This is a genomic window from Nocardia sp. NPDC051321, assembly GCF_044455225.1.
In the GTDB taxonomy this organism is placed as follows: domain Bacteria; phylum Actinomycetota; class Actinomycetes; order Mycobacteriales; family Mycobacteriaceae; genus Nocardia.
In genome coordinates this window covers 75,989-101,566 of record NZ_JBITEM010000014.1, presented here as the reverse complement: position 1 = coordinate 101,566, position 25,578 = coordinate 75,989, and the positions used below count along the sequence as shown (strand labels likewise).

Annotated in this window: 26 protein-coding genes; 13 read left to right on the top strand and 13 right to left on the bottom strand. The window is 68.1% G+C overall.

The window, feature by feature from the left end; translation table 11 throughout:
• Positions 1 to 305 precede the first annotated feature (305 nt).
• On the top strand, positions 306 to 962 hold the full coding sequence (locus ACIA8C_RS31660; RefSeq protein WP_397141047.1) for a lipase family protein: 657 nt from the start codon (positions 306 to 308) through the stop codon (positions 960 to 962).
• 65 nt (positions 963 to 1,027) lie between these two features.
• Here ACIA8C_RS31660 and ACIA8C_RS31655 read toward each other — a convergent pair whose 3' ends face one another.
• Positions 1,028 to 1,486 carry a hypothetical protein gene (locus ACIA8C_RS31655; RefSeq protein ID WP_397141045.1) on the bottom strand — a complete coding sequence of 153 codons (459 nt, stop codon included), beginning with the start codon at positions 1,484 to 1,486 and terminating at the stop codon, positions 1,028 to 1,030.
• Positions 1,487 to 1,603: 117 nt separating this feature from the next.
• Between ACIA8C_RS31655 and ACIA8C_RS31650 the strand changes: the two genes are divergently transcribed.
• The 3 genes from ACIA8C_RS31650 (at position 1,604) to ACIA8C_RS31640 (ending at position 4,129) form a co-directional block, all read left to right on the top strand.
• Complete coding sequence (locus tag ACIA8C_RS31650) at positions 1,604 to 2,224, top strand: PadR family transcriptional regulator (RefSeq protein WP_397141043.1); 621 nt, start codon at positions 1,604 to 1,606, stop codon at positions 2,222 to 2,224.
• 75 nt (positions 2,225 to 2,299) lie between these two features.
• Complete coding sequence (locus tag ACIA8C_RS31645; RefSeq protein WP_397141041.1) at positions 2,300 to 3,307, top strand: adenylate/guanylate cyclase domain-containing protein; 1,008 nt, start codon at positions 2,300 to 2,302, stop codon at positions 3,305 to 3,307.
• 54 nt (positions 3,308 to 3,361) lie between these two features.
• Positions 3,362 to 4,129: a pseudouridine synthase family protein gene (locus ACIA8C_RS31640; protein ID WP_397141256.1), complete on the top strand. Its 768-nt coding sequence runs from the start codon at positions 3,362 to 3,364 to the stop codon at positions 4,127 to 4,129.
• Position 4,130: 1 nt separating this feature from the next.
• On the opposite strand, the gene ACIA8C_RS31635 is transcribed toward ACIA8C_RS31640, so the two are convergent.
• Entirely contained in the window at positions 4,131 to 4,775 is a 645-nt protein-coding gene (locus ACIA8C_RS31635) for a TIGR03086 family metal-binding protein (RefSeq protein ID WP_397141039.1), read from the bottom strand.
• Positions 4,776 to 4,864: 89 nt separating this feature from the next.
• Here ACIA8C_RS31635 and ACIA8C_RS31630 point away from each other — a divergent pair, with 89 nt between their 5' ends.
• The 3 genes from ACIA8C_RS31630 (at position 4,865) to ACIA8C_RS31620 (ending at position 6,998) form a co-directional block, all read left to right on the top strand.
• The gene (locus ACIA8C_RS31630; protein WP_397141037.1) at positions 4,865 to 5,302 is read left to right on the top strand and encodes a MarR family winged helix-turn-helix transcriptional regulator; all 438 of its coding nucleotides are present in this window, start codon (positions 4,865 to 4,867) and stop codon (positions 5,300 to 5,302) included.
• A gap of 146 nt (positions 5,303 to 5,448) precedes the next feature.
• Positions 5,449 to 6,234, top strand: a complete 786-nt coding sequence (locus ACIA8C_RS31625) for a metallophosphoesterase (protein ID WP_397141035.1) — start codon at positions 5,449 to 5,451, stop codon at positions 6,232 to 6,234.
• Positions 6,235 to 6,320: 86 nt separating this feature from the next.
• Entirely contained in the window at positions 6,321 to 6,998 is a 678-nt protein-coding gene (locus tag ACIA8C_RS31620; RefSeq protein ID WP_397141033.1) for a phosphodiesterase, read from the top strand.
• A 1-nt stretch (position 6,999) separates the two neighbouring features.
• On the opposite strand, the gene ACIA8C_RS31615 is transcribed toward ACIA8C_RS31620, so the two are convergent.
• Complete coding sequence (locus ACIA8C_RS31615) at positions 7,000 to 8,058, bottom strand: AraC family transcriptional regulator (protein ID WP_397141031.1); 1,059 nt, start codon at positions 8,056 to 8,058, stop codon at positions 7,000 to 7,002.
• 84 nt (positions 8,059 to 8,142) lie between these two features.
• Between ACIA8C_RS31615 and ACIA8C_RS31610 the strand changes: the two genes are divergently transcribed.
• The 5 genes from ACIA8C_RS31610 to ACIA8C_RS31590 all read left to right on the top strand — a co-directional run bounded on the left by ACIA8C_RS31610 (position 8,143) and on the right by ACIA8C_RS31590 (position 14,155).
• Positions 8,143 to 9,600, top strand: a complete 1,458-nt coding sequence (locus ACIA8C_RS31610; protein ID WP_397141029.1) for a flavin-containing monooxygenase — start codon at positions 8,143 to 8,145, stop codon at positions 9,598 to 9,600.
• An 80-nt stretch (positions 9,601 to 9,680) separates the two neighbouring features.
• Positions 9,681 to 11,816, top strand: coding sequence for an ATP-binding cassette domain-containing protein (locus ACIA8C_RS31605; protein WP_397141027.1), 2,136 nt, complete (start codon positions 9,681 to 9,683; stop codon positions 11,814 to 11,816).
• The gene (locus ACIA8C_RS31600) at positions 11,813 to 12,553 is read left to right on the top strand and encodes an energy-coupling factor transporter transmembrane component T family protein (protein WP_397141025.1); all 741 of its coding nucleotides are present in this window, start codon (positions 11,813 to 11,815) and stop codon (positions 12,551 to 12,553) included. Before ACIA8C_RS31605 ends, ACIA8C_RS31600 begins: the two co-directional genes overlap by 4 nt.
• Before the next feature lie 48 nt (positions 12,554 to 12,601).
• The gene (locus ACIA8C_RS31595; RefSeq protein WP_397141023.1) at positions 12,602 to 13,276 is read left to right on the top strand and encodes a hypothetical protein; all 675 of its coding nucleotides are present in this window, start codon (positions 12,602 to 12,604) and stop codon (positions 13,274 to 13,276) included.
• A gap of 222 nt (positions 13,277 to 13,498) precedes the next feature.
• Complete coding sequence (locus ACIA8C_RS31590) at positions 13,499 to 14,155, top strand: ammonium transporter (RefSeq protein ID WP_397141021.1); 657 nt, start codon at positions 13,499 to 13,501, stop codon at positions 14,153 to 14,155.
• 76 nt (positions 14,156 to 14,231) lie between these two features.
• On the opposite strand, the gene ACIA8C_RS31585 is transcribed toward ACIA8C_RS31590, so the two are convergent.
• The 6 genes from ACIA8C_RS31585 to ACIA8C_RS31560 form a co-directional block, all read right to left on the bottom strand.
• The gene (locus ACIA8C_RS31585; RefSeq protein WP_397141020.1) at positions 14,232 to 15,539 is read right to left on the bottom strand and encodes a lipase family protein; all 1,308 of its coding nucleotides are present in this window, start codon (positions 15,537 to 15,539) and stop codon (positions 14,232 to 14,234) included.
• Positions 15,540 to 15,885: 346 nt separating this feature from the next.
• Positions 15,886 to 16,065: an antitoxin gene (locus ACIA8C_RS31580; protein ID WP_397141018.1), complete on the bottom strand. Its 180-nt coding sequence runs from the start codon at positions 16,063 to 16,065 to the stop codon at positions 15,886 to 15,888.
• 75 nt (positions 16,066 to 16,140) lie between these two features.
• On the bottom strand, positions 16,141 to 18,459 hold the full coding sequence (locus tag ACIA8C_RS31575; protein ID WP_397141016.1) for an ATP-dependent DNA ligase: 2,319 nt from the start codon (positions 18,457 to 18,459) through the stop codon (positions 16,141 to 16,143).
• Positions 18,460 to 18,510: 51 nt separating this feature from the next.
• Complete coding sequence (locus ACIA8C_RS31570) at positions 18,511 to 18,810, bottom strand: antitoxin (RefSeq protein ID WP_397141014.1); 300 nt, start codon at positions 18,808 to 18,810, stop codon at positions 18,511 to 18,513.
• Between the two features lie 40 nt (positions 18,811 to 18,850).
• Positions 18,851 to 19,993: an MBL fold metallo-hydrolase gene (locus ACIA8C_RS31565; RefSeq protein WP_397141012.1), complete on the bottom strand. Its 1,143-nt coding sequence runs from the start codon at positions 19,991 to 19,993 to the stop codon at positions 18,851 to 18,853.
• The gene (locus tag ACIA8C_RS31560) at positions 19,993 to 20,721 is read right to left on the bottom strand and encodes an enoyl-CoA hydratase (RefSeq protein ID WP_397141010.1); all 729 of its coding nucleotides are present in this window, start codon (positions 20,719 to 20,721) and stop codon (positions 19,993 to 19,995) included. Before ACIA8C_RS31560 ends, ACIA8C_RS31565 begins: the two co-directional genes overlap by 1 nt.
• A 90-nt stretch (positions 20,722 to 20,811) precedes the next feature.
• Here ACIA8C_RS31560 and ACIA8C_RS31555 point away from each other — a divergent pair, with 90 nt between their 5' ends.
• Complete coding sequence (locus ACIA8C_RS31555; RefSeq protein WP_397141009.1) at positions 20,812 to 21,915, top strand: NAD(P)-binding domain-containing protein; 1,104 nt, start codon at positions 20,812 to 20,814, stop codon at positions 21,913 to 21,915.
• Here ACIA8C_RS31555 and ACIA8C_RS31550 read toward each other — a convergent pair.
• From ACIA8C_RS31550 to ACIA8C_RS31535, 4 genes are all read right to left on the bottom strand, one after another.
• On the bottom strand, positions 21,912 to 22,766 hold the full coding sequence (locus ACIA8C_RS31550) for an aldo/keto reductase (protein ID WP_397141007.1): 855 nt from the start codon (positions 22,764 to 22,766) through the stop codon (positions 21,912 to 21,914). The genes ACIA8C_RS31555 and ACIA8C_RS31550 overlap by 4 nt on opposite strands.
• A gap of 166 nt (positions 22,767 to 22,932) precedes the next feature.
• On the bottom strand, positions 22,933 to 24,432 hold the full coding sequence (locus ACIA8C_RS31545) for a carboxyl transferase domain-containing protein (RefSeq protein ID WP_397141005.1): 1,500 nt from the start codon (positions 24,430 to 24,432) through the stop codon (positions 22,933 to 22,935).
• Positions 24,433 to 24,620: 188 nt separating this feature from the next.
• Complete coding sequence (locus ACIA8C_RS31540) at positions 24,621 to 25,223, bottom strand: ATP/GTP-binding protein (RefSeq protein WP_014981574.1); 603 nt, start codon at positions 25,221 to 25,223, stop codon at positions 24,621 to 24,623.
• Positions 25,204 to 25,578 (bottom strand): DUF742 domain-containing protein, encoded by a 375-nt coding sequence (locus ACIA8C_RS31535; RefSeq protein WP_040731099.1) that lies wholly within the window; start codon positions 25,576 to 25,578, stop codon positions 25,204 to 25,206. The genes ACIA8C_RS31540 and ACIA8C_RS31535 overlap by 20 nt, the downstream gene beginning before the upstream one ends.

Below are 25,578 nucleotides of genomic sequence, written 5' to 3'. Positions count from 1 at the left end.
GGATGGCACGCCGCGGCAAGCCAGCGGGGCGCTGTTCATTCCAAACGGCACGCCGCCGCCGGGCGGCTGGCCGGTCATCGCGTTCGACCACGGGACGACCGGGCTCGGACGAGGATGCGGCGGTGAATCGGATCCGAGCACGGCACCGAACTCCCACTGGCACACCGAAGAAGACGACATCATGCTGCGCCTGATCGGGCAGGGCTTCGCGGTGGTGGCGCCGGACTACCTCGGTCTCGGCCTGTTCGATACCGGGCCGCACCCGTACCTGGAAACTGCGGACCGAGGCGACCGCGACCATCGACATGCTGCGCGCCGCGCGCTCCGCCCATCCCGAGCTGTCCCGGACCTGGGCCGCGCTCGGCCCCTCGCAGGGCGGCCAGGCGGCACTGGGCACCGGCCACCTGCAGTCGAGTTACGCCCCCGACCTCGATTACCGCGGCACGGTCGCGATCGACCCGGAGTCGGATGTCGAAAAGGTGCTGCCCATCGCGAGCCCCGCCATTCCGACGATCCCGGGCACCGCGGAAACGCTCGGCTTCCTGTCGAGCATCTTCGGCGGATTCCGGGCCGCGCGACCCGACATCGACTTCAACCAGTATCTGAGCCCGACGGGCCGACAGTTGCTCGATGAGATCGGCACCATGTGCAAGCCGGAGATCGAAGCACGGGTGGCCGGCGTCGGCATCGGCGAGCTGCTGTCGAAGCCGTTGTCCGACAGTCGGGTTCGCGCCGCGTACGAGTCCTATCTGACGGTGCCGACCACCGGCTACGACGCGCCGATCCTGCTGCTGGTCAACGTCACCGATACGACGGTCCCGTCCCCGTTGCACGCGGCGCTCGCCGCGCAGTTCGCCGCCAACGGCGTCGACTTCCAGACCGTCACGGGCACCGGTACGCACACTCAGCTCAACCCGCAAATGTGGTCTGCCATCGACGCTTTCCTGGCCCGCGTCAAGTAGCGGCAGCCGCCGAAACGCGAGAATGCCCCGGACTCGAAAGTCCGGGGCATTCTTGCGTTTTCGGCTCAACGCGGGGCGTTGGCCGGGTCGGCGAGGGTCGGGGTGCGGCCTTCGCGGTTGGCGCGGCGGGCGTCCTCGAAGAACTCACGGGAGAACATCGCGGACAGCACCGCGATGCCGCCGCGGTGCACGCGGAACTCGCTGGTCGTGCTGGTGCCGATGAGCCGGATGACGAGACCCGCGGCGTGCTGCGGGCGGGCGAAGTCCTTGACTCGGCCGCGGCCGGTCCACTGCAGCGCCGACTGGTCGATGACGGCGTCGTCGGGGACGAGCAGCTTGACCATGGCGTGGTCGAGGTTGGCGTGCACCTCGATGTCGCCGTCGCCGGCGAGCTGCGGCGAGCGCAGGTCGATGACGGCGCTGCCGTAGCGAACGGTGACGTCGAAGGCCGTGGCGTCGGTCCAGTCGCCGAGGCGCTTGGTGGTGCCGTGATCGACGTGGATCTGGGTGGTCTTGGTGGTCATGTCTGAAAGTCCTTTCGGGGCGGTTCCTCCTGCTGAAGCAATAGTGACACAAGCACTAGTATCTTGGCAACTAGTTTATGAATCCCTAGTCGTTCGGCAACCATTAGAATGGCTCCCATGACGGCATCGGCGCAGTTCAAGCGCTCCCCCCTGGCGATGGTTGTGCTCGGCATCCTGAATCTCGAGCCGATGCACCCGTACGCCATCCAGCGCCGGATCAAGGAGTGGGGCAAGGACAAGGTCGTCAACGTCAGCCAGCGCGCCGCGCTCTACAAGACGATCGGCAGGCTGCAGGAGGCCGGGCTGGTCGCGGTCCGCGAGACCGGACGCGATCAGCAGTACCCGGAGCGCACCATCTACGAGATCACCGACGCGGGCCGCGCCGCCTGCACCGCCTGGCTGTCCGAGATGATCGCGGTGCCGCGCAACGAGTACCCCGACTTCCCGGCCGCGCTGTCGTTCCTGATGCTGCTCGGCCCGGACGGCGCCCGCACCGAATTGGCGCGCCGGGCAACGACTTTGCGCGAACGGCTGACCGAGATGGATGCCGATGCCGAGCAGATGGTGACCATGGATCTGCCGCGCGTGGTGATGCTGGAGGACGAATACCTGCGCGCCGTCACCGCGGCCGAATTGCACTGGGTCGACGGCGTTGTCGGCGATCTCGCCGCGGGCACACTGACCTGGTCCTGGGAGTCCCTCGCCGCCTATCGCGGCGTATCCACCGAGGCGCAGTGATCCACCCGCTGTGAGGTCGCCCAATGGTGGCGGTGTTTACGGCGGGTAGTGGGGTGACCGTCGTAAGGTACGAGCATGGTGCCCACCGAGAAGTCCGAGTTGGTGCAGTCGATTGTCGAGTCGTATCTGCTGGACGGGAACCGGCAGTACAGCCGCACCGATGTGGCCGGGCAGGCGGGCACGACCACGGCGCTGACCAAGCGGTTGTGGACGGCGCTCGGCTTTCCCGCCGGGCTGGATGACAACGAGATCGACTACACCGAGGCCGACATCTCGGCCTTGCGGAATTTCCGCGATCTGAACATCCTCTCCGCCGCCGATGCCAGGCAGCAGGCGGCGACCGCGCGCACCCTCGGCCAGGGCATGGCCCGGCTGGCGGAATGGCAGGTCGACCTGGTGCTCGCCGAGATCGGCGAACGCATCGCCAAGGCCGATCCCGCCGCCGACCCCGAGGAGACCATCCGCACCGCCACCGAGGGCACCATCGCGACGCTCGAACAGCTCAATACCTACGCCTGGCGTCGGCACCTCGCCGCCGCGCTGTCCCGATCCCTCGATCCGGGCACCTCGGCCGGCGAGACCCTGCGCGAGCTGGCGGTCGGCTTCGCGGACATGGTCGGCTATACCCGGCTGACCAGGCACCTGCATCCCGATGAGCTCTCGCTGCTGCTGGAGTCGTTCGAATCCACCACCACCGCGGCGATCACCGAGAACGGCGGCTGGGTGGTCAAGAACGTCGGCGACGAGGTGATGTTCGCCGCGAACAGCGCGGCCAACGCGGCGCGTATCGCGCTGGCCATCCAGGAGTCGACGATGATGGTCGGCGGCACCCCAGAACTGCGCGTCGCCGTGGCATACGGCGAGGTGCTGCAACGGTTCGGCGATCTGTACGGCTCGGTGGTGAACATCGCGTCCCGCCTCACCGGTGTCGCCCGGCCCGGCACGGTGCTGGTCGACGACGAGGCCGCCCTCGCACTCGAGGGTGAACCCGAGTTCGTCATCAAAAACCTGCGCAGTGTCCGGGTCCGCGGTTTCAATCGGCTGCGCCCGCACATCTTGCGCCGCAACGAGAAAAACAGCTGAGGCCACCGGGTTCGAGCTTGACCGCGGCCGCGACCTAAGCTCAGCCCAGTGGAAATGGACTGGTCCGAGCTACGCGCGCGTTTCCTGGTCGAGGAGGACGACGCGATCCTGGCGTTGCACAAGCCCGCCGGAATCTCGGTCACCGGGGAGCGGCACGACGCCGATCTCGTCGAGCTGGCGGCCGCCGCGGGCGAGACGCTCTACCCGGTGCACCGGATCGATAAGGTGACCTCCGGGCTGGTGCTGCTCGCCAAGGAGCTCGGCGCGCACGGCCAGTTGACCAGGCAGTTCAACAAGCAGACGGCGGCGAAGGCGTATCTGGCCATCGTCACGGGGAGCGAACTACCCGACGCAGGCGTGATCGACCTGCCGCTTAGCGTCGGACGCAAGAACCGGGTCCGGATCGCGGCGCCGCGGGAGAGCATTCGCCGCGCGGCGGACCGCTGGTTCGTCGAGGACGCCGATCTGCTCGATGCCAAGAACTATCCGTCGCGCACCGACTTCGTGACGGTGCTGCGCCGCGACGAGTGCGCGGTGCTCGCGCTGCGCCCGATCACCGGGCGCCGCCACCAGATTCGGGTGCAGCTGGCGTGGATCGGCCACCCGATCGTCGGCGATCCGCTCTTCGACAAGTCGGGCGCGCACGAGCGGACCTACCTGCACTCGTGGCGACTCGGCCTGACGGCGGACTGGCGCACGCCGCCGGAACTCGCCCTGGCGGCGACGCCGGACGCGCAGTTCTGGCGGCCGATCCAGGCCGAGCCGCACGAGAGCGACGAATTGCTTCGCCGCGCAAGCGAATTGCTGAACGGTACCGGCTAACTCAGCGCGTCCACTCCGGTGACCTGCCGAGCATCGCGATGATCTGGTCGAGCCGATCCTCGGTCGACCACGCCACCTCCGGGCCGAACGCGGCACCGGGGGCAAGCCGAATGTCGCCACCGGGGACCGCCTGCGCCACCGGGAGCGCGGCCTCGACCACGTCGGCGTCGAAATGCACGGGCAGCCCCAAAGTCTTTGCCACATCCCAGGAATGGACGACGTAGTCGATGAAGTGGAAGCTCACCGCCTGCGCACCGGAGAACTCGTAGCCCGCGCTGAACTCCGCCAGCGGGAACGTCCGGTCGAGCACGCCGGGCTCCGCGAACGCCGCGAGGACATGCTCGGCGGCGGCTCGATAGCTCGCCACCGGATCAGCGCCGAGTGGGCGCGGTTTCCAAAGGGCCGGGTCGCCGTCGCCACGGGACGCCGCGGCGAATCCATAGTGCTGGGCGATCATGTGCGTCAACAGACCGTGCAGCGTCCAATCGGCGCACGGCGTCGGCTTGCTCAGGTCCGCGCTGATCATCTGCTCGACCAGATCGATGCTCGTCCGCACTGCCTGCGCGTTCAGCGCGATGAGGTCGACTGTGCCCTGCAACGTGTCAAGGGTGCGCAGTTCAGCGCTGAAATTCGGTTCGGTCGCCATTGTCAGCTGCTCTCTGTTGGATCTCAAATAATAAGTACGAGCCTATCGTATGCATGCGCTTATCATCTATCAAGCAGTATTTTGCTTGCATGCCCGAAGCTCCGCGTCCCGATCTCGCCGCCATGCTGGCGCCGCTCGTCCGGGCGCTGATCGCGGCGGAAATGCCTGTGCTCGAACGACATGAGCTGTCGATGTGGGGCTACTCGGTACTGCTCGGGCTCGGCAAGGAGCCGGTGTACACGCAGGCCGCGCTGGCCAAGGCGATCAATGCCGACAAGACCCGGATCATCGGGGTGCTCGACGAGTTGCAGCAGAGCGGGCTGATCCGGCGCGAACCGGATCCGGCGGATCGGCGGGTCAATCTGGTGTCGATCACCCCGGCCGGGCGCAGCCTGCGCGATCGGGTGCAGGCCGACATCCAGCGGCAGGAGAATCAGCTGCTCGAGCAGCTCCCGGTGGCGGACCGCAGGGCCTTTCTGCGGTCGTTGCAGACGCTGGCCGCACAGGCAGGCGAGCAGGCCCAGTGAGCGGGCACACAGACCGCCGCGCAGGTTTCCGCTGGTGGTGAGCCTCATGGCGACGCGTAACACGCAGGTCAACTAGCCTTAATGCGTGTCGCGCACGGGAGGCGGGCACACTCTGACGCAACGGAGCGATCCCCCAGAGAAAGCGAATGCCGATGATCCTGGTGGCTCAGGTCAGCGACACACATTTCGATCTCGGCGCCCGCAACGCCGAACGGGTCGAGCGGGTCATGACCTTTCTCGTCGGCTTACGCCGCAGGCCGGACGCGATCCTGGTGACCGGTGACGTCACCGATTCCGGCAAGGCCGAGCAATACGCCGAGGCCAGGCTCGCCTTCGACGTCGACATTCCGGTGTACGCGATTCCAGGCAATCACGACGACCGCGCCGCGTTCCGCAGCACGCTGCTCGGCGAATCCGCCTCGACCGCACCGATCAACCACGCCCACCGCATCGGGGATCTGACCGTCGCACTGCTGGATTCGAGCATTCCCGGCGAGCCGAGCGGACGCATCGCCGACGAGACCTACACCTGGCTGCACGGCGTGCTGGCTACCGCCCCGGCCGACAAACCGATCCTGCTCGCGCTGCATCACCCGCCCGCGTACCTGTTCAGCCCCGTCGTCGACGAGATATCGCTGGAGGAGCCGGAAAAGTTCGCCGAACTGGTCGCCGGCGACAAGCGCATCATCGCGGTGCTCACCGGCCACGCGCATTCCGCGGCGACAACGACATTCGCCGGACGCCCACTGCTGGTGGCGCCGAGCACCGCGTCGGTCCTCGGCGGCCTCTGGGAGCTCGACCTACCCGATCACGTCATGGACTACGCGCCCGATCCTGCCGTCGCACTGCATTTGATCGATGAAAAGCACAGCCTGACAACGCATTTCCGCAGCATCCCGATGGGCGGCTGGCTCGGCGTCGCGCCGACCTGACCCGAACACCGGCCGCGGGTTCGTTTAGCTGTCCCGGGCCCGGGCAGTCGAGGTATGACAGTTTCCCTCGACGCGAAGGAACTCCGATGACCGATCTAGCCGCCTCAGTAGTGCGCAGTACCTTCGCCGCGGGTGCCAAGCTGCGCCATGCCAGGGTCTTTCACCCCGACGGCCTGAACCTGGCAGGCAGGCTGCACGCGGAAACCGAGTACGAGCATCTGTTCGGCGCGGGTGAGCGCGCCGTCATCGCGCGCCTGTCGAAGGGCACCGGCACGCCGGGCAGCCTGCCCGATGTGCTCGGCTTCGCGTTCCGGGTGCTCGATCGGCGCAACGAGCCTTGGGATTTCGCGCTGGCGACCACGGGTGGCGGATCGCTTGGCCGGTTCGTTATCCTCCCGTCTCGCGGCTGGGCGCACGCCCGATACGGCAGCCTGATGCCGTACCGGGTCGGCAAGACCATGCCGCTGTGGTTCTTCGCCGAACCCGACACCGGTCAGCCCACTTCCGCGTCACTGGCCGCGCTGACCGAGCACCTGCAAGAGCATCCGATCTCGTTCGAGCTACTGGCGGGCGGGATCACCGGGCAGGCGGTGCGCGTCGGTTCGCTGACGCTGCGACTCGCGGAATCCGCCGAACACCGGACGGACTTCTTCGACCCGATGCTCAACCACCCGGACGGGGTGGAGTTGCTGCCGAAGATCGTCGGCAAGGTGCGCGAATTCGCCTACGCGGGCAGCAGGAACGGGCGCGGCGAAGCCGAGTGAGTCAGCGGCGGGCAGCGCGTTCGCGGCGATAGGCGGCGGGTGTCGCGCCGGTCCAGCGTTTGAACGCGTAGATGAAGGTCGAGGATTCCGCGTAGCCGAGCCGGATCGCGACGTCGCTCACCGAAAGCGGTGTGGCGGAAAGCATTTCCTCGGCGAGTGCGCGGCGTACCTCGTCGAGCAGGGCGCGATAGCTGGTGCCCGCCGCGTCCAGGTGGCGGCGCAGGGTGCGCGTGCTCATGTTGAGATCGCTTGCGACGGAGTCGATTCCGGGCGGACCGGCGAATCCGTCGATGCCGCCGGGGACCAGTAGTTCGCGCACCTCGGCGGCGATGCCGGTGCGGGCGCGGCGGCGGTGCACCAGGTCGCGGCACTGCGCAAGGCACATGGCCCAGGTCTGTTCATTCGCCTGCGGCAGCGGCTGATCCAGCATCGCGGGATCGATCGCGAACAGGTTGCGCGGCCGCCCGAACAGCGGGCGCACCACGGTGACCTCTTCGATCCGATCCGCGTAATCCGGTTCCGCAAAACGGAATTCGGCCCTGGCCAACGGCAGGTGCCTGCCGAGCAGGTCGCTCATCACCTGATGCATGGCGGTGACATCGCGTTCGACAAGGAACTGCCGCACATCGGCCGGAATCAGCTCGTCGTGCACCCAGGCGATGAACTCGCCCTCGCGCCATTCGGCGACGGGCAGGCTGAAGGTGAAGCTCAACTCCAGATACCGCAGCGCGAACGAGATCGCCTCGCCGAGCGTCGGGCTGCTGACGCAGGCGAACCCGAAGATGCCGAAGGTGGTGATCCGATAGCGGCGACCGACCTCGACGCCGAGCGCGGGCCAGCCGGCGAGTGCCCGCACCAGATTGCGGACCACCGTGAGTTCGATGTGCGCGTCGATCTGCGCGTCCGGGTCGCGCAGCGCGGGCTCGGACAGCCCCGTTCCGGCGAGCATCCGCCCGACCGGCACGCCGTGCTCGGCCGCGTAGCCGACCATCAGCGCCACGCTGGCTATCCCGCGCGGAAAGTTCCAGTCGCGGATTCCCGGATCCTGTACCCGCTCCACACCGTCATTATGGCCGAATTTCTCGATCGGTTATCCCGGCGCCCCCTACAGTGGAATTATCTTCGGTCCTGTGAGGAGTGTCACATGTCGGCAGGTAACCGGCCATCGGTCCTCATCATCGGCGCGGGCTTCGGCGGCATCGGCATGGCGATCGAACTGCGCCGCAACGGTTTCCACGATCTCACCATCCTGGAGCGCGCCGCCGACCTCGGCGGGGTGTGGCGGGAGAACACCTATCCCGGCGCCGCCTGCGACGTGCCGTCCCCGCTGTACTCGTTCTCCTTCGAGCCGAAACCGGACTGGCCGCAGCGCTACTCCGGCCGCGACGCCATCCACGCCTATCTGCGCGGCGTCGCGGAGCGCAACGGCGTACTCGACACGATCCAGTTCGGCGCCGAGGTGACCGAGGCCGAATTCGACGACGCGTCCGGGCGCTGGACCATCCGCACCACGGACGGCACGACGCGCACCGTGGACGTCTTGATCTCGGCGGTCGGCCAGCTGTCGCGGCCCGCGCTGCCGAACATCCCCGGCCTCGGCACCTTCGCGGGCCCGGCCTTCCACTCGGCCACCTGGGACCACAGTGTCGAGCTGAGCGGCAAGCGCGTCGCCTGCATCGGCACCGGCGCCAGCGCCATCCAGTACATCCCGGAGATCCAGCCGAAGGTCGCCCAGCTCACCCTGTTCCAGCGCACACCCGCCTGGGTGATCCCCAAGTTCGACACCGACTACTCCCCGATTCAGCACACACTGTTCGCCAGGCTGCCTGGCGCGCTGCTGGTCGAGCGCTTCGGCTGGTGGGCGATCGCGGATTTCGTGTCCCTCGGTCTGGTCGAATTCCCGGCCATCGCCCGGTTGGTGGCGAAAATCGCCGACCGCCACCTGCACAAACAGGTGGACGATCCGGCGTTGCTCGCCAAACTCACTCCCGACTATCCGATCGGTTGCAAGCGCGCCCTGTTCTCCAACGACTACTACCCCGCGTTGATGCGGCCGAATGTCGCAGTCGAGACCACGGCGATCACCGAGGTGCGGCCCGAAGGCGTGCGCACCGCCGACGGCGCCATGCACGAGGTGGACGTGATCATCTACGGCACCGGGTTCAAGGGCACCGAATTCCTTTGGCCGATGGACATTTACGGCCGCGCCGGCCACAAGCTGTCCGACGCCTGGAGCGAAGGCGCGCACGCCTACTACGGCATCGCGGTGCCGGACTTCCCGAATCTGTTCCTGGTCTACGGTCCGAACACCAATCTCAGCGCGGGCTCGATCATCTACATGATCGAATCGCAGACCCGCTACATCCGGCAGGCCGTCGAGCTGCTCGAGCAACGCCGAGGGCACTGCCTCGAGGTCCGCGCCGACAAGGAAGAACGGTTCAACACCGCCCTGCAGCAACGCCTCGCTCGCACCCCGTGGAACTTCTGCACCAGCTGGTACCGCAACGCCGCGGGCCGCGTCACCAACAACTGGCCGGGCTCGCAGACCAGTTACCGCCGTCACCTCCGCAAGCTCGACCCCGCCGACTACACGCTCACCTAGTAGCGCTTGGGAGGACGAATGTCCGAGGCCGCCCGGCCGCTCGACGGCGTGCCGAGTGCGCGCACTGGCAGACTTGTGCCGTGACTGGACGCCCGATAGCTGACGGAACGGCCGAACACGGGCCGCTACGACCGATCGAGCTGGCCGTCGGCGCCGTGCTCGGCGGTGCCACCGTCGGGTTGGTCACCGTGGGCTCGGTCGTACATTTCGCGGCCGCGCTGAACCTGGTGGCCGCGGTGCCGATGGGGCTGATCGCGCAGCGCTACCGGCTGCGCGCGCTGATCACCGCGGCCGTCGCGGCGACGGTGGTCACCTTTGTCGCGACCGGCCTGCTCGCCACCACCGGGCTGATGGCCACCGCGACGATCGCGGGCATCATCGGCACCACGAAACGGCGCGGCGGCGGGTTCGTCTCGGTGCTCGGCCTTGCCACCGTCGCAGGCCTGGTGTGGGCCGGTTTGGCGGTCGGCCTGCTGCAGTTGTTCTCCGCCGGACGGAATCTGCTGTTCGACACCCTCCGCAACATCTCGCGCGGCATCCAGGAACTCGCCGCGCGCCAGCAGCAGCTCGAGCCGCTCGGGCGCGCGGTCGCCGATCTCACCGATTCCGTGCTGCGCTGGTGGTGGGCCTGGGTCGCGGGCGGGGTCGCGTCGGGCATGGTGGCGACCGCGATCTTCTCCTGGTTCGTGCTCGGCTCGGTGCTTGACCGGCTGACCTGGCTGCCCGGCCAGGACCGGCTCGACGCGCCACCGGACGAGCGCGCGATCGCACCGCTGCCCGTGACATTGCGCGGGGCGTCCTTCCGCTATCCGGGCACGGTGCGCGACGCGCTGCGCGAGATCGACCTCACCGTGCGGGTCGGTGAATTCGTCGCGGTCGTCGGGCACAACGGCTCCGGGAAGTCGACGTTGACCCGCCTGCTCGCCGGACTACCACCCACCGGGGGAACGGTCGAGCGGCCGGGCTCCGCCGGACTCGGGCATCAGGGCGGCACCGCACTGGTGTTGCAGCGGCCCGAGAGTCAGACCCTCGGCGTACTCGTCGCCGACGACGTGGTGTGGGGTCTGTCGACGGAACTCGCCGCCGAGGTCGATGTCGACGCGCTGCTCGGCGAGGTCGGCCTGGACGGCATGGGCGGCATGGGCGACAAGGAAACCGCCGCGCTGTCCGGCGGGCAGCAGCAGCGGCTCGCGGTCGCCGCGGCGCTCGCCAGGAAACCCGCGCTGCTCATCGCCGACGAGGCCACCTCGATGATCGATCCGGACGGACGGCGCGAGCTCGTCGAACTGCTTGCGGCCCTGCCGAAACGGCACGCGATGGCGGTGGTACTGGTGACCCATCACGAGGCCGACGCGGCCGCGGCGGACCGGGTGGTGCACCTGGCCGAGGGCCGCGCGGTCGAGCGGTTGGCCGTTTGGCCGCGGCCGGTGCGGGACGAGCGGCGCAGGCCGATGGGCGACACCATCCTAGAACTGCGCGACGTGCGATACACCTATAACCGCGGAACACCGTGGGAGGCAGCGGCTCTACACTCCGTCGACCTGACGGTGCGGCGCGGCGAGGCGCTGCTCATCGTCGGCGGGAACGGGTCGGGCAAGTCCACCCTCGCGTGGATCATGGCCGGATTGATCGCGCCGAGTTCGGGCCGGTGCGAACTCGCGGGCAAGGCGGTCACCAAGCAGATCGGCCGAGTCGAGTTGGCGTTCCAGCACTCTCGGCTGCAACTACAGAAGCAGACGGTCGGCGCGGAGATCGCGGACTGGGGCGGCCGGGCCACCGGGTCCGGCGCCGTCGGGCGGGCGCTCGACGCCGTCGGCCTGGACCGGACGCTGGCCGCGCGGTCCATCGAGGAGCTCAGCGGCGGGCAGGCCAAACGGGTGGTGCTCGCCGCGATCGTCGCCAGTCACGCCCAGGTGGTGGTGCTGGACGAGCCGCTGGCCGGACTGGACCCGGAGGGCCGCGCGGACATCGTGGAACTGCTTGCCCGACTGCGGGATTCCGGATTGACGCTGATCGTCATCTCACACGACGTGGCGGACATGTCGGCGGTGGTCGATCGGACGGTGCACTTGCGATCCGGACGGCTGCTCGCGGCGGACTCGGTGGCCGACGCCGTTCCCGATGACGTTGCGCGAAAACCCGATGCACGCCCTGCCGCACCGCTGCGGCAGCCGGGAGACGCCGCGTGGCGGCTCGAGCGCGGAGGTCGATCATGACGATGGTGCTGTTTCGCCGGGTTCCGGTGTCGAGCCCGATCCACAACCTGTGGGCGGGCACCAAGATGATCAGCGCTTTCCTGATCAGCTTCCTGCTGATGTTCCTGCCGACCTGGCCGGTGCTCGGCGTGCTGATCGTGTTCCTGGTGTCGATCGGGGTGCTCGCCCGGCTGCCGCTCGGCACGCTGCCGCGGCTGCCGTGGTGGTTCTGGACGTTGCTCGCTCTCGGGGCGCTGATCAACGTGCCGGTCGGCACCCAGGCCGTGGTGCGCTACGCGCAGACGGTGGTGTTCGGCCTGATCATGGTGGCCGCGTCGTTCGTCGTCGCCTGGACGACGCCGATGAGTGATATCGCCCCCGCGCTGGCCAAGCTCGGCGCGCCGCTGCGCAAACTCCGGGTGCCGGTGGATGAATGGGCCGTCGTCGTCGCCCTCACCCTGCGCGGCTTGCCGCTGCTGATGGACGAGATCCGGGTGCTGCGCGCGGCCCGCAAGCTGCGGCCGAAGGACAGCCCGCTCTACCTGGCCACCGAGAACCCGCTCATCGACATCCTCACCGCCGCGATGGCCGTATCCACCCGCCGCGCAGGCGAACTCGGCGAGGCGATCACCGCGCGCGGCGGCACCGGCGAACTCGCCGCCTACCCCAGTTCACCGGGCCGCGGCGATGCCATCGCGCTGGTCATCGTCGTCGCGGTCTGCGCGGGTGCCTTCGCGCTCGGCTTCGCGCTGCTGTAGTCGCTGCGCCTAACGCACCCGGCAGCCGTCGCGGGCGATACTGGCCGGGTGGGCGATGGCGACGAGGTACCGGCTTGGCAGCGGCGAACCGCCGGTGAGTCACGGCTGGCCGCGACGGCCGCCGTGCTTGCCATTATCGGGCTGCAGATGATGTTGCCGGATCGATTCTTGCCCGAGCCTGGATGGTTACTGCCCGGGCTGGAGGCGCTGCTTTTGGTGGTCGTCGTGGTCGCGAACCCGGTGCGGGTAGACCGGGAGGAGACCTGGCTGCGGTGGCTCGGGCTCGGCTTGGTCGGGCTACTCGGAGTGGCCACGGCGTACTCGGCGGATCGGCTGGTGGTCGGACTGATCGACGGGACGCTCAGTGACGATCCGGCCCGGCTGCTCGGGTCCGGCGGCGCGGTGTGGCTGACCAATGTGGTGGTGTTCGGCCTCGGCTACTGGGAGTTCGATCGCGGCGGTCCCGCGGCCCGCGCGCACGCCCGAAAGCCGTTGCCGGACTTCATGTTCGTTCAGATGCAGAACCCCGAATTGACGAGCCCGGAATGGGAGCCTCAGTTCGTGGACTACCTGTATCTTTCGTTCACCAACGCCACCGCGTTCAGCCCGACCGACGTGATGCCGATGTCGCGCTGGGCGAAGGTGTTGATGATGGCGCAGTCGGCGATCTCGCTGATTCTGGCGGCCTTGGTGATCGCGCGCGCGATCAACGTGCTGCATTGAATCGGATCGAATAGCTAACCGCTATAACCAGATTCGCGGTCTCCAAGGGGCGCGCCCATGCCCCTTATTTCAGGGGCTGAACCTATTTTCTGGAGGTAGAGTTATCTGCGGAGTAGCTGTTCTCCGGATCACATTAAGACCGCGCACCACAGTGGGGGAAAGGAATTCGACGTGCGCGGCGTTCTCCACTGCTTGAAACCTGATGAAGAATGGAACACCCGAATGATTCTCCGCAAAATCACCGCGGCCGCCGTGCCTCTCGTCGCCGCCATCGCGGTCGGCGCGGGCACAGTGCACGCTCAGCCTGCCGTGGTGTCGGCTCCCGAGATCGGCTATGAGGCAAAACTGGTGGGGGACAAGATCGTCACCACGCTGACCGGCGGATCGTTCGAAGTGGTCGGCAACGTCGTCGACGTCAAGGATGAGGCCGGGAACACCGTGGTCAGCATGCCGCTGGCGTTCCGGCAGGACGGGCTGGAGTTCCCGCTGCCGCACGCGGTCCGCGACGCGGGCCGGGTGCTGGAGCTGACCGTGGTCAAGGACGTCGCGCAGGCGCGTCCGGTCACCGCGACCCCGATCGCCTCGCCGTTCGAGAACCAGCGCGCGCAGGACTCGTTCCTCTCGCAGTTCGGCATCGCGACCGCGATCGGCGGCTTCATCGGCACCATCATCGGTGCCCTGGTCGGGCTCACCGGCATCCTCGGCGGACCGACCGTGATCGCCAGCGTGCTGGCCGGTGCGGCCGTCGGCGGGATCATCGGCACCATCGTCGCGGGCGGACCGACGCTGATCGTGGCGGGCATCGACCTGATCAGCACGCTCACCGCGGCGCCGGGGACCACCAAGTGGATGGACGAGACCGGGCGCGCCAAGAACTGACGCAGCTCTACCGGCGCGGCCCGTACCGAATCCTCAGCGATTCGGTACGGGCCGCGTCGTTGTGATCGGGATACCGTTACCGCTCGTGGCAGCCGGGCGCTACCGGCACACCCGCCACCCGGTCCGCGAGGTAGGACATCGCGCCGAACGACTCGACGACGGCGGTCGGGTTGTGGCCGGGCAGTAGCGAATGCACCGAGGTGATGGCGGCTCCCTGGGCGCAATACCGGCCGAGCAGATCGGTGAACCCGGCGACGGGGACCACATCGTCGCTGGTGCTGTGGTACAGGTACATCGGGACGTTCGGCGCGGGGGTGCCGAGTTCGTGCGGGTCGGTCGCCGCGCGGAAGGCCGGTTGCCCCAACAGGTTCGGGACCGCGGCGTAGTCGTCGACGCGCGCGTTGACGTACTTACCCACCAGGTCCGGACCGCAGGCGGCGCTGTCGGCGGCGATCATCGCGCGGCCACGGTCGTTGAGCAGGTCCATGATTCCGGCGCCCGGATTATCGCGCGTGGCCGCGATGACGATCAGCATGGCCAGCCCCGCCTGCATGGTGCCGTCCACGTGTTGAGCGATGGCGGGCCAATTCGACGGAACGCCGCCGGCGGCAATGCCCGCGAAATGAATGTCCGGCGCGTATTGCGGCTGCATCTGCGCGGCCCACAGGGTGGCGAAGGCACCGCCCGAATAGCCCCACGCGGCAAGGGGAGTCGCCGGGCCGAGGCCGGCGGCGGGCAGGTCGCGGGCGGCGCGGATACCGTCCAGCACGCCGCGGCCGGAATTGACGCCGTCGAGGAACCGGGACCGCGGGCCCTCGTGATCGCTGGTTACCACGGCCCAGCCGCGGCGCAGCGCGTCGGCCATGAACGGGGTGTCGATCAATGCCTGAGTGCCGCCGGGGTCCCCGCCGCCGCGCAGCGCGTAGGACGGCGCGCAGCGGGAACCGAGGCTGTCCTCGGCGATCTGGTACGAGAGCAGCGGACGCGGGCCCGGCCCGAGCCACGGCACCATCGGCACCATGACCGTGGCCACGTCGGCCACCGGGGTGCCGCTCGCCTCGGTGCTGCGATATTTCACCTGCCAGGTCGAAACCGGAAGCGGCAGACCGAACAACGTGGTCTGGCGCGAGTCGACGATGGCGCCCTCCGGAAAGGCGGCGAGGTCGGCGGGCGCGGCGTAGAACGGGTCCGCGTCGGGCGCTGGCACCTGGGCGTGCGCGCTCGGCGCCGTACTCAGCGACGAGGTGAGGACCAACGCGGCCGCCATGGCCGCCGACGAGCCGACCCTCGCTAGCGCCGCGCCGAGGCGCCGGACCGGCGTGCCGGATGTTGCCGTGCTGCCGAGGAGCGATGTCCCGCTACCGATTCCGTCCGGAGTCGCCATGGCAGGCAACCTACCTTGCCGGTGGCCGAACCAGACGGCACTCGCTCGACGTTTCGCCGACACCCCTAATTTGTTGCCGGAACGACACATTCGGCCGGTCCACGCCATTAGCGCGGGCCCATCGACCCCACCCGTTCCGTGGCTGCTGCGCATGGAGGCCTCCCCCAAATCCGGCGAGGCGCGACGGAGGGCGCCGGGTGCAACGCTGCGCCGACGCGCTCCGGCCTCGGGGCACTCACGGTACTGGCAGATCAGCGGCCTCGGCAGCGGTCATTCATGGTCAGCCTGATCGCCGCGAATGTCCTTCGGTTGTGGGCCGGAGTGGTCGAAAGTGCCGTTGGCGCAGTCACTTCTCCTGACGGAGGGCCTTCTTGGCGGCTTCCTGGGCGGCGTCGACCTGGCCGGCGAACTTGCCATCGGTCTTCTCGTCGACGAGATCGCCCGCCTTGTCGATGACGGTCTCCACCTTGTCCGCGTTCTGCTGGGCCAGGTCCATCGCCTTGTTCGCCAGGTTCTTGAAGTCCACCGTGTACTCCTTGTTCGAGAGGGGTCCCGCCGCGGATCACTGTAATAGGCGCTGTTGAACCCAGTCTCTCGCCGCTCAGTCCGTGGCGCCGAGCCATGCCGGGTGCCACAGGCGGCCGGTTTCGGTCCAGTTCATGAAACGCACCGTGCCATGGATTTTCGGCGTCACCCAGACCGCCTCCTTGCGTTCCTCGGCGGTCAGGTCGTTGTCGAAGGGGCTGGTCTTGCGCTCTGTGCTGCTGAGGCGCTTGGCCAACTCCACCATGGTGGTCTCGTTGAATCCGGTGCCGACTCGGCCCACATAGATCAGCCTGCCCTCGTACGGAATACCGACCAGCAGCGACTTGAAGTTGCGTGCGTCGCTGCGCCGCCAGCCGCCGATGACCACCTCCTGAGTGCGCCAGTTGCGCTGCTTCACCCACGAGTGGCCGCGCTTGCCTGGCAGGTACACCGAATCCTTGCGCTTGGCGACCACGCCCTCCATGCCGTGGTCCTGGCTGTAGCGCACCGCGTCGGCGCCGGTACCGTCCAGCCGGGGCGGCACGATCATCGATGGCGCGGTCCCGGCGAGCGCCTCGAGCACCCGCCGACGATCCGAATAGCGTTTGCGGACAAGCGAAGTGCCGTCCAGATACAGCACATCGAACGCGACGAACACGGCTCGCGCCGCATCCGCCTGCAGCAGGCCGAGATTCGCGACGCCGTGATCGTCGAACACCACCGCCTCGCCGTCCAATACCACGCTGTGCCCGGCCAATTCGTCGGCGAGCGGGGCGATCCCCGGATATCTGGCCGTCACCACGTTGCCCACTCGGCTGCGCAAAGTCAGGGTGCCGGAGTCTATTTCGGCGATCAGCCGGAAGCCGTCCCACTTCGTCTCGAAGCACCATTCGCCGGCGTCCTGCTCGGCGACATCGCCGGGGGTGGCGAGCATGGGCGCGAGTCCGCGCGGGAACGGCGACGGCCCACTCGAAATGCGAATGATCCGGCCGGACGGCGTACCCGGCTCTGCGCCAAGGCTTTTCGCGTCTTCATCGGCACCGTGCTGTTCGCGCATCAGATGCATCAGCCACTGGTTGCCGTTGGTCTGGATCAACGCGTAACGGCCGTTGAGCCGCTGGCCGTGGAATTCGACGATCACCTCGTCGTCGCGCCACTTCTCGGTGTCGTAGGTGCCGGAATCCCAGATCGTCATCTCCCCCGCGCCGTACTGCCCCTTCGGGATGGCGCCGTGGAAGTCCAGGTATTCCAGCGGGTGGTCCTCGGTGTGCACGGCGAGCCGATTCTGGTCCGTGCTGGTCGGCGGGCCCTTCGGCACCGCCCAGGACACCAGCACGCCGCCGCGCTCCAGCCGCACATCCCAATGCAGCCGCCGCGCATGATGTTCCTGCACGACGAAGCGATTGCCCGCCCCCGGCTCCGGCCGGTCGGCGGGAACGGGCTCGGGGGTGCGCGCGGGATCGCGCATCGACCGATACTTCGCCAGCGCGTCGGCACCGGACTCCGCCGACCCGGTGGCGCCCGCCGGCAGCGGCGGATCGAGCTCGGCGAGCAGGTCGCCGTCGTCCTGCCAGCGGGCGAGAACCTCGTCGAAGCGCAAGTGCCGCAGCTTCTTCCGGCGTTCGATTTCCGCCCAGGAGCGCGGTGCCGCCGCGGTGGGTTCGGCGCGCCCGCGCAGCGAGTACGGCGCGATCGTGGTCTTCGACGCGTTGTTCTGGCTCCAGTCCAGGAATATCTTGCCGCCGCGCACCGACTTCGCCATCGTCGCGGTCACCAGATCCGGGTGCAGCCGTTCGAGATTCGTGGCCACCTGTTTGGCCACCGTGGAGGCACCGCTGGAGCTCATCTCGCGATCGAGCGGCACGTAGATGTGAATTCCCTTGCTACCACTGGTCACCGGGAACGCGCGCAGGCCGATGCCCTCGATCATGTCGCGCACCGCGAGCGCGACCCGTGCGCACTCGTCCAATTCGGCACCTGGTCCTGGATCGAGATCGAACACGAGCCTGGTGGCCGGGCCCACCGCGTCGCCGTCGAAACGCCATTGCTGCACATGGGCTTCCAGCGCCGCCTGCTGCCCGAGCCAGGCCAGCCCGGCCTCGGAATCGATGACCGGATAGGTGACCTTGCGGTCGGAATGCTGGACGGTGTGCCGCTCGAGCCACGACGGCGCATGCGCGGGCAGGTTCTTTTCGAAAAAGGACGGCTCGTCTACCCCGTTGGGCCAGCGCTTCCTGGTGACCGGGCGCCCGGCCAAGTGCGGGAGCATGGCTGGCGCGATCGCCGAGTAATAGGCGATGACTTCGCCTTTGGTGGTGCCGGTGGCCGGATACAGCACTTTGTCGAGGTTGCTGAGCTCAACCTCGATGCCACCGAAGCTCCGGCGCGCTGCCATGAGAACGATTTTAGAGGCGGGGACCGACAGGTTGCGGGTCCCCGCCGCTCGTCAGATCTGCGAGCCCGACGGGTCGGTGCCCGGGGTATCGGTGGCGCTCGGCGTTTCCGGCGTGGTGCCCGGCGCACCGGCACCGCCCGGCTGGCCCGGCGCGCCCGGCTGATCCTCCGGCGGGACCACCTTCTTGGCGGCCTCCTTGCCCTTCGCGATCTTGTCCGAGTACTTGCCCTGAGTCTTCTGATCGATGAAGTCGCCGCCCTTGTCGATGGCGTCGTTGATCTTGTCCGCGTTCTTGGCCGCCGCGTCCTTGCCCTTGCCGACGAGGCCCTTCAGAGTATCCGCGAAGCTCATAGCGTTCGTTCCTTCCTCTAGCCCACTAGCAACGATGTCGTCAACCCACATCCTCCCACCACGAATCCCGTGGTGGTGCGCTACTGGGCTCGACCCGCTGGCCGGGCATGGGTACCGCGATCGCCGTACCTGCCGTTTCGGCCGCGGTCACCATCCGCCGTACCGGCTCCGACCATCCGTGGAACGCCAGATTGAAGGTCGCCCAGTGGATCGGCACCAGCAGGCCGTGGCCGGCCTCGCCCGCGCACAGATCCGCGTGCGCGCGCACCGCCTCCTCCGGGTTCATGTGCACATCGCGCCAGCGCTCGTCGTAGGCGCCGATCGGCAGCAGCGTCAGATCGAACGGGCCAAGTGCCGCACCGGCTTCCGCGAAGGCCTTGGTGTACCCGGTGTCGCCGCCGAAGTACGCCCGCTTGGTCGGGCCGACGATCGACCAGGACGCCCACAGCGTGGTGTTGCGGACCAGGCCGCGCCCGGAGAAGTGCCGCGCCTCGGTACAGGTGAGCACCAGATCAGAACCCTCGTGCGCCCGGCCGAGCGCGGACAGCGAAACCGAACCGCCCCAATCCAATTCGATGATCCGATACTCCGGCACACCCCAGTGCCGCAGGTGCGCGCCGATACCGACCGGAACCAGGAACGGCGCGGTCTGGCGCAGCACGAGCTCCCGGACGGTGTCCTTGTCCAGATGGTCGTAGTGATCGTGCGAGATGATCACCGCGTCGAGCGCGGGCAGCTCCGACAGCGGCGTCGGCATCGGATGCATCCGGCTCGGGCCGACCAGCGCGGACGGCGAAACCCGTTCGCTCCACACCGGATCGGTGAGCACCCGATAGCCATCGATCTCGATCAGCGCGGTGGCATGCCCGAACCAGGTGACGGCCAGGTCGGCGGCGGTCTCCGGCAGCTGCGGCGTCTGCAGCGGGATCACCCCGGTCGGACGGCCCGCGTTGCGCCTGGTGAGCGCCGAAACCAACAGCGACGGTGCCGATCCGGCGGCCAGCTGACTGCTCGGCTCGGTGTTGTGGAACTGACGGTCGCGGTAGGTGGTCGCGCCGGTCGCGTACGGCTGGATGGCGGAGATCGAGGCGCCCATCGCGGACGGTATCCCCCACGCCGCGCGAACCACCCAGGTGAGGCCGAGCGCGCCCGCCGCGGTGCCGACAATGCTTCGAATATTCATCATCGCCCCGTAAATTTCGCGGCGCGCTTCTCTAGTCTGGCCAGTCGGCCCTCCTGCGCGTCGGCACTGGACCAGGCGGCCTCGAGCGCGGCGCGCTGCTGCGCGTTGTCCGGCTCGCGGGTGCCGTCGTCGTTGAGCACCAGCTTCATGTGCCGCAGCGACAGCGGCGCGAGCTCGGCGATCTGCTTGGCCCACGCCTGCGCGTCGGCCAGTGAGCCGAGCCGGTTGGCGAAGCCGAAGCTGTAGGCGTCGGCCGCCGACACCTGCTCCGCGCCGAGCAGGATGGTCCTGGCCGGGCCGCCGCCGATCAGCGACGCCAGCCTGCGCACCGTCCACCGGTCCACCGAGATGCCAAGCTTGGCCGCGGGAATCGCGATGTAGGCCTCCGGCGAGATCACCCGCAGGTCCGAGGCGAGGGCGAGCTGCACGCCCGCGCCGAGCGCGCCGCCGTTGATCGCCGAGATCACCGGCACCGGCACGGCCTCGATGGTGTGCAGCATCTCCAGCAGGCCGTCGAGGAACTCGTCGGAATAGACGCCGGAAAGATCCGCGCCCGCGCTGAATATCGGGCCACGTCCGGTAAGCACGATCACCCGCGCGTCGTCGGCGACGGCGGCAAGCACGGCTTCGCGCAGCAGCGTAATGAGCTCGAGGTTGAGCGCGTTGCGCCGTTCCTCTCGCCGCAGTTCGATGGTCACCACGTCACCGTCTCGGCTAACTCCGAGCATGCGACCTCCCCAACTGAACGATCCGTCTAGTTACATTCACTTTGCCACAGCCGACGGCGCAGACCGCTCAAGCGGATACGATCTTCGGCTGTGCCGACAGACTTCGACCTCCTGGTGATCGGCGCTGGTCAGGCCGGGCTGTCAGCTGGCTATCACCTGCAGCGCCTCGGGCTACGCCCCGAACAGGACTTTCTCATCGTGGACCATGCACCCGGCCCGGGCGGGGCCTGGCAATTCCGCTGGCCGTCGCTCACCCTGACCACCGTCAATCGGGTGCACGATCTCCCGGGCATGTCGTTCGCGGAAACATTGCCGCCCGGATCGGAGTCCGCTCCCGCGGCGACCGCGGTGCCGCACTATTACGAGCTCTACGAAAAGCACTTCGATCTGCGGGTACGCCGACAAGTCTCGGTGAAAGTGGTGTGTGACCGGACCGAGGACGGCAGCCCGGCCGAGCACGGACCGATCCTCAACGCGGAGACCGACTCGGCGGGCACCATCCGGGTGCGCGGCCTGATCAACGGGACCGGCACCTGGGAACATCCCTTCATCCCGCGCTACCGCGGCGCGGAGACCTTCGCCGGACGGCAACTGCACACCCACGACTACCGCACCGCGGCGGAGTTCGCAGGCAAGCACGTGGTGGTGGTCGGCGGCGGCATCTCGGCGGTGCAGTTGCTCGACGAGATCTCCCAGGTCACCTCGACCACCTGGGTGACGCGGACCGAACCGATCTTCCGCGACACGTCGTTCGGCCCCGAGGACGGCCGCGCGGCGGTCGCCGAGGTGGAGGACCGGGTGCGCCGGGGGCTGCCCCCGGGGTCGGTGGTCTCGGTGACCGGCCTGCGGCTCGACGACCGCCTCCGGGCCGCGCAAGCCCGCGGCGCGCTGCGTCGACTACCGATGTTCGACCACATCGAACCGGACGGGGTGCGCTGGGCGGACGGCTCCTTCCAGCACGCGGAGGTGATCCTGTGGGCCACCGGATTCCGCAGCGCACTAGACCATTTGGCCCCTTTGCGACTACGCGGCCCCGGCGGCGGTATCACCATGACCGGCCGCCTCGCCACCCAAGTAGCGGCCGACCCCCGCATCCACTTGATCGGCTACGGACCATCCGCAAGCACCATCGGCGCGAACCGCGCGGGGCGGGCGGCGGCCGTGGAGCTGACGGACTATTTGGGACTGGGTTAGTTCAGGCCTGCGGTCATTGTGTCCGGGTCGGCGCCTACGCGGGTGTCGGTGTTCAGGGCGTTGATGGCGTCCATTTGGTCTCGGGTGAGCTCGAAGGCGAAGACGTCGAAGTTTTCGGCGATTCGGGACGGGGTGACCGACTTCGGGATGACGATGTTGCCGAGTTGGAGGTGCCAGCGAATGATGACCTGGGCCGGGGTGCGGCCGACGGCGGCGGCGACCGAGGCGATGGTCTTGTCGTCGAGCAAGGTGCCCTGGCCGAGCGGGCTCCACGCCTCGGTGGCGATGGCGTGGCCTGCGTGGAAGTCGCGGAGTTCGCGCTGGGCCAGGCGCGGATGTAGCTCGATCTGGTTCACCACGGGGGTTTCACCAGTCTCGCCGATGAGTCGCTCCAGGTTGGCGGTGGTGAAGTTGGAGACACCGATCGACTTGATCCGGCCCTGCGACTTCAGGGCCTGGAAGGCACGGAACGTGTCGACGTAGCGATCGGCCACGGCCACCGGCCAGTGGATCAGGTACAGGTCGAGGTAGTCCAGGCCGAGCTTCTTCATGCTGGTGTCGAACGCGCGCAGCGTCGAATCGAAGCCCTGCTCGGAGTTCCACAGCTTGGTGGTGACGTAGATCTCGTCGCGTGGCAGGCCGAACTCGCGGATCGCCCGACCGGTGCCTTCCTCGTTCCCATAGACCGCCGCGGTGTCGATGCTGCGGTAGCCGGTCTCCAGCGCCGCGGTGACCACCGAGGTCACATCGTCGTCGGGCACCTGGAAAACGCCGAAGCCCAGTTGCGGGATCACGTTGCCGTCGTTCAGGACGATCGATGGGATGGCGGAGGTCTCGCTTCTGAAGGTCACCCTGCGACGGTAGAAGTGTGGCGGCGAGCCGTCAACGCTGCCCCTTGGCGTGTTGACCCCCAATTTACCGCTCCACCTGCACTTTCTCCCCCACCGGCAGTGACGGCAACGACTCGATAAGGCACGCTACGCGACTCGGTAAGCCGCGCTACGCACCGTGATCGACTCAGCCGTTCGGTAGGCCGAGTCTGCGGTAGCGCTGCCTGCGCAGGGTCTGGAGTTCGGTGTTGGGGTGGTGGCGGAGGTGGGTGAGTTCTTCGGCGATGGCGGCGCCCATGCGGCGGGCGAAGTCCACCGGCTCGTCGGCCGCGTCGGGGAATTCGGGGACGATGCGGTCGACTACGCCGTCGGCGAGCAGGTCGGCGGCGCGGATGCGTTGCGATTGCGCCAGTTCCGGGGCGTGGTCGGTGTCGCGGTAGACGATGGCGCTGGCACCCTCCGGCGGCAGCGGGGCCAGCCAGCCGTGGGTGGCGGCCAGCACTCGGTCCGCGGGCAGCAGGGCCAGCGCGCCGCCGCCGGTGCCCTGGCCGAGCAGCACGGAGACGGTCGGCGTGGCCAAGGTCACCAAATCCGCGATGCAGCGGGCGATCTCGGGGGCCAATCCGCGCTCCTCGGCCTCCTTCGACAGGGCGGCGCCCGCCGTGTCGATCACCAGGACGAGCGGCAACCGCAACTCTTCAGCAAGCGCCATGCTGCGCCGCGCTTCGCGCAGCGCGGCGGGCCCCATGGAGTACCCGCCCTGCTGTCCGGCGCGGTCGTGTCCGAACACCACGCACGGCTGGCCGCGGAAGCGCACCAGCGCGTGCACCACGGTGCGGTCGGACTCGCCCTGCCCGGTGCCGCTCAGCGGAACCCGTTGTGTCACATGGCGAAGCAGGTCACGAATGCCAGGACGGTCTGGCCGTCGCGAAATGACCACCGACTCCCACGCCGAAACAGCCGCAGCCGCCCGCTTCTGATCACGAAGCGGAACCTGTTCGCCCGCAGTCGAATCCGGTATACCGCCGAAGACACTGAGCGCGCGGTGCGCGACGCGGCGGAAGATCGAGACGGTGACGACACCGTCGATAACGCCACGGCGGTAAAGGTTTTCGGCCGTCTGCACGCCCTCGGGGAACGGCTGGCCGTACAGGGCCTGATAGACGCGAGGTCCGAGGAAGCCGATCAGCGCGCCGGGCTCGGCAAAAGTCATGTGGCCCAAGGAACCCCACGACGCGAACACGCCGCCCATGGTGGGGTTGCGCAGGTAGACCAGATAGGGATGGCCCGCCGCCTTGTGCGCGGCGACGGCACCGGCGATCTTCACCATCTGCACGAACGCGACGGTGCCCTCCTGCATGCGGGTGCCACCGGAGGTCGGCGAAGCGACGAGTGGCAGCCCGAGTTCGGTGGCCCGCTCGACCGCCGTGACGATCCGTTCGGCCGCGGCGACGCCGATCGAGCCCGCCAAAAAGCCGAACTCGCAGGCGATTACGGCGACGCGACGCCCACGCAGCAGTCCCTCGCCGGTGAGCACCGACTCATCGGTGCCCGCCGCGACCGCAGCCTTGTGCAACGCCTCGCGGTACCGCGGGGTCGCGGCCACCGTGAGCGGCGGCCGGTCCCAGCTGACATACGAGTCGGTGTCGAGCAGTTGCCCGAGCAGCTCGCGCGCGGAAGTCTTCACCGAGGGAGCTTAACTACTCGGTATCGGACGGATGCGGACCTTTCGAGCGACCTGCAAGCAGTCGCTGCCGACCTTTTCGAGCGACCCGCAAGCAGTCGCTGCCGACCTTTTCGAGCGACCTGCAAGCAGTCGCTGCCGACCTTTTCGAGCGACCTGCAAGCAGTCGCTACGGATGCCGCGCGAAAAACTCAGTAGCCCTGCATCACCTTGCGCAACGCGTACTCGGTGAGCGCGACCAAGGCCTGCTTGGCCGGCTCGCGCCGCCGGGCGTCGATGGACAGGATCGGCACGTCCGCAGGCACCGCGAGGGCCTGCCGGATGTCCTCGATCGGGTACCGCGGCGCGTCGTCGAATTCGTTGAGCGCCACCAGGAATGGTAGGCCGCGCGCTTCGAAGTAGTCGACGGCCGCGAAGCTGTCCTCTAGCCTGCGGGTGTCGACGAGCACCACGGCGCCGATGGCACCGCGGATCAGGTCGTCCCACATGAACCAGAATCGGTACTGGCCCGGCGTACCGAAGAGGTACAGCACCAGATCGTCGGCGAGGCTGATCCGGCCGAAGTCCATCGCCACGGTGGTGGTCGACTTCATCGGAATGCCCGTCAAATTATCGATTCCGGTACTGGCATTGGTTACCAATGCCTCGGTGCGCAGCGGAACAATCTCCGAGACAGCACCGACCATCGTGGTCTTACCGACACCGAAACCACCGGCGACAACGATCTTCGCCGACGTTGGCTTGCTGGTGCGGGTGTCGACCTGCGCCGTCGAATCAAATACGCCGGAGTCCACTGAGAACCCTTTCGATCAGCTCGCGACGTTCATCGTCGCTGGAATCGTCTTTCAAAGTCGCCGAAACGCGTACATGCCCGGCCTCGATCAGGTCGGCAACCAGCACGCGAGCCACCCCGATGGGGATACCCAATCGGGCTGCTACCTCGGCGACGGACGGCGATTCTCTGCACAACTCCACGATTGACGTCTCGATGTTGGTCAGTTCGAACTGCCGCTCCAGGGCGACCGGATGCGATGCGACGAGTGCCTCCAACGCCAACTCGACCGCGGGCCTCGTTCGGCCTGCGGTCAACGAGTATGGGCGAACGAGACTGGGCTCGGCGCTCCCCAAGCGGTGATCTTCTATGTCCAT

Coding starts and splice junctions, on each gene's coding strand:
- ACIA8C_RS31660 (WP_397141047.1), top strand. CDS start 306: ATGCTGCGCGCCGCGCGCTCCGCCCATCCCGAGCTGTCCCGGACCTGG.
- ACIA8C_RS31655 (WP_397141045.1), bottom strand. CDS start 1,486: ATGACCACCAAGACCACCCAGATCCACGTCGATCACGGCACCACCAAG.
- ACIA8C_RS31650 (WP_397141043.1), top strand. CDS start 1,604: ATGACGGCATCGGCGCAGTTCAAGCGCTCCCCCCTGGCGATGGTTGTG.
- ACIA8C_RS31645 (WP_397141041.1), top strand. CDS start 2,300: ATGGTGCCCACCGAGAAGTCCGAGTTGGTGCAGTCGATTGTCGAGTCG.
- ACIA8C_RS31640 (WP_397141256.1), top strand. CDS start 3,362: ATGGACTGGTCCGAGCTACGCGCGCGTTTCCTGGTCGAGGAGGACGAC.
- ACIA8C_RS31635 (WP_397141039.1), bottom strand. CDS start 4,775: ATGGCGACCGAACCGAATTTCAGCGCTGAACTGCGCACCCTTGACACG.
- ACIA8C_RS31630 (WP_397141037.1), top strand. CDS start 4,865: ATGCCCGAAGCTCCGCGTCCCGATCTCGCCGCCATGCTGGCGCCGCTC.
- ACIA8C_RS31625 (WP_397141035.1), top strand. CDS start 5,449: ATGCCGATGATCCTGGTGGCTCAGGTCAGCGACACACATTTCGATCTC.
- ACIA8C_RS31620 (WP_397141033.1), top strand. CDS start 6,321: ATGACCGATCTAGCCGCCTCAGTAGTGCGCAGTACCTTCGCCGCGGGT.
- ACIA8C_RS31610 (WP_397141029.1), top strand. CDS start 8,143: ATGTCGGCAGGTAACCGGCCATCGGTCCTCATCATCGGCGCGGGCTTC.
- ACIA8C_RS31600 (WP_397141025.1), top strand. CDS start 11,813: ATGACGATGGTGCTGTTTCGCCGGGTTCCGGTGTCGAGCCCGATCCAC.
- ACIA8C_RS31590 (WP_397141021.1), top strand. CDS start 13,499: ATGATTCTCCGCAAAATCACCGCGGCCGCCGTGCCTCTCGTCGCCGCC.
- ACIA8C_RS31585 (WP_397141020.1), bottom strand. CDS start 15,539: ATGGCGACTCCGGACGGAATCGGTAGCGGGACATCGCTCCTCGGCAGC.
- ACIA8C_RS31575 (WP_397141016.1), bottom strand. CDS start 18,459: ATGGCAGCGCGCCGGAGCTTCGGTGGCATCGAGGTTGAGCTCAGCAAC.
- ACIA8C_RS31570 (WP_397141014.1), bottom strand. CDS start 18,810: ATGAGCTTCGCGGATACTCTGAAGGGCCTCGTCGGCAAGGGCAAGGAC.
- ACIA8C_RS31565 (WP_397141012.1), bottom strand. CDS start 19,993: ATGAATATTCGAAGCATTGTCGGCACCGCGGCGGGCGCGCTCGGCCTC.
- ACIA8C_RS31560 (WP_397141010.1), bottom strand. CDS start 20,721: ATGCTCGGAGTTAGCCGAGACGGTGACGTGGTGACCATCGAACTGCGG.
- ACIA8C_RS31535 (WP_040731099.1), bottom strand. CDS start 25,578: ATGGACATAGAAGATCACCGCTTGGGGAGCGCCGAGCCCAGTCTCGTT.